Origin of the sequence: Streptomyces sp. NPDC046876 (genome assembly GCF_040645035.1) — a bacterium.
GTDB lineage: Bacteria > Actinomycetota > Actinomycetes > Streptomycetales > Streptomycetaceae > Streptomyces.
The window spans coordinates 1-2,149 of the sequence record NZ_JBEYXK010000221.1; the positions used below are offsets into that span (position 1 = coordinate 1).

Genomic DNA, 2,149 nt, shown 5'->3' on the forward strand with positions numbered 1-2,149 from the left:
TTCCTCCCCACCTCGCCACCCCGCCCGGCACCGGGCATGCGGGTAGCCGAGCCCCCAAGGCCCGCTAGAGGTCCATCGCCGGAGCCGAGGGGCTCTACCTTGCACGAGACCTCAATGAGATGACCGCCAGGAGCGGGTAGACGCGCCAGATCGCTACGCGCTCCTCTTTTCTCGGCGTCCGGCGGCCGCCTGGGGCTGGTAGCGCACCAGATCGCTACGTGGCCCCCTCTTCTTCGGCGGCCGACGGTCGTCCGTGGCTGGTGGGCGCGGCAGTTCGCTACCTGCTGCCTCTTGCTTGGCGGCTGACGGCCGTCTGTCACGCCCCTCGACAGCCCCCTCAGCGACCTGGACGCTGTCGGGCGCCGCGGGTCAGTCGTCCTCCGGCCAATCGACGCCGAGGGTTTCGGCGAGTTGCTCCAGGGCTTTCGCTGTACGTGCGTAGGCGGCGAGCGCGAAGTCGCCCTCTCCGGTGTTGTGCGCGACGATGACGTCGAGGCCGCCGAAGTACTCGGTGTGCGCGCCGAGTTCGCGCCACGGGAGGAATCCCATCGGTTGCAGGTGGGCCCGGAGCCGGGTCACCACCTCGGGGTCGACCTCGTTGTCCTCGACGATGTGCCCGTAGTGGGCGGGCAGTCGGGTGACGGCCAGTTGCAGGAGGAACTCGGAGACCGAGTGGCTCTGGAGCAGCCAGACCGGTTCATATTTCTCATCGAGGCCGCTGACGAGCACCTGCGGGTCGGCGAGATGGGCGTGGGCCGCGGGGTAGCCCCACTCATTGCAGTACTGGTTCTCGGCCATGAACACGCAGACGCGCTGGTCGTCCCCCGGTCCGACGAACGGGTTGCCGCTGGGCAGCCCGTCGGAGGTGCCGTAGCCGCTGGGGTCGGGGCGGATGGTGGGTGGCCAGACCGGGTTGGTCTCGTAGACCTCCCACCGGTCCGCGAGGGAGTTGAACGGAAGGTCCCACCACTCGTCCAGCGCGGCGGGCACGGGGAGGGAGCGGTCGACGTCATCCGGGGTGGCGGCCCTCAGGTTGGCGACGTACTCCTTGTGCTCGTCCGGCGCATCCCGTCGCCGTCGCCCTCCGGGCCCGGGCCGGTAGCCCCACTCCTCCTGAAAGCGGCGCAGCAGCTCCCACCTGTCGGAACCCACGGCGCTGCGCGCCTGCTCCAGCAGTTCGTGGAAGCGCCCGTAATCGATCTCTGTCACGGACGCAGATCGTACAAGCGGGCTTCACTGCGCCAGGAGTTCAGCGAAGCGGTCCAGGGCGCGATCGGTGCGGTGACGGTCGCCGGTGGCTGTGAGATCGAACAGCAGGCCACGGACGACGGCCATGATCAACGTGGGTGTGACGGTGTCCTCGGGACCGGCGGAGACTTCGCGGAAGGTGGCACGGAGCGTGTCGGTGCGCTGCGATCGGGTGCCAACGCCGACCTCGCTGCCGGAGCCCGCACGCTGGTCGTGGTCGAGCGGGCGCACCTGTTTCCCCGCGAGCCACTCAACCAGCAGCTGGCGGCCGTGGGGGCAGACACCGTGGTGACCATCGGCCCCGACCCCGCCTCGGTACGCGCCTTCGGCTCGGACCCGGGCGACCTGGCAGCCTGGGAACCGGCCTACCAAGCAGGTCGTCGCCAGGCCGACGAGGCCGGCGCCCGGCTCCGCTCCACGTGGAGGACAGAACCCGAGGCGGCCTGACGCACCTACCAGCCACCCACGACCGTCGGCCGCCGACAAGAGGGGACCACGTAGCGATCTGGTGCGCTACCAGCCACAGACGGCCGTCGGGCGCCGAGAAAGGAGGAGCGCGTAGCGATCTGGTGCGTCTGCCCGCTCCCGACGGTCATCTCATTGACGTCTCGTGCAGGTTGGAGCCCCTCGGCTGCGGAGATGCGTCTCAGGGGGTCCTTTGGGGGCTCGGCTACCCGCATGCCCGGTGCCGGGGAGGGGTGGTCATGCTGGGAGGAAGGATTCTGCACCTTCCGACCCGGGCTGCTCTCTCTGACGAGAGGCCTCCCTTGTCTTGACCCCCTGGCCATCCTTCGGGGGCTTCCCGGCAGCTCTTTGGCATTTCGGTTCGCGCCGGCCTGTCAAGGGTGGCCGAAGGCCATCGCGAAGCGACGCGACGAGGGAGCGCCCTTGACGGGCCGGC

General features: G+C 69.7%; 3 protein-coding genes. 1 reads left to right on the forward strand and 2 read right to left on the reverse strand.

From position 1 onward, the window contains the following. Positions 1 to 369 precede the first annotated feature (369 nt). Both ABZ924_RS38465 and ABZ924_RS38470 read right to left on the reverse strand, forming a co-directional pair. Complete coding sequence (locus ABZ924_RS38465; protein ID WP_361920377.1) at positions 370 to 1,209, reverse strand: hypothetical protein; 840 nt, start codon at positions 1,207 to 1,209, stop codon at positions 370 to 372. Between the two features lie 24 nt (positions 1,210 to 1,233). Then, on the reverse strand, positions 1,234 to 1,479 hold the full coding sequence (locus tag ABZ924_RS38470) for a hypothetical protein (protein WP_361920379.1): 246 nt from the start codon (positions 1,477 to 1,479) through the stop codon (positions 1,234 to 1,236). A 39-nt stretch (positions 1,480 to 1,518) separates the two neighbouring features. Between ABZ924_RS38470 and ABZ924_RS38475 the strand changes: the two genes are divergently transcribed. Next, positions 1,519 to 1,695 carry a hypothetical protein gene (locus tag ABZ924_RS38475; protein ID WP_361920381.1) on the forward strand — a complete coding sequence of 59 codons (177 nt, stop codon included), beginning with the start codon at positions 1,519 to 1,521 and terminating at the stop codon, positions 1,693 to 1,695. Positions 1,696 to 2,149 lie beyond the last annotated feature (454 nt).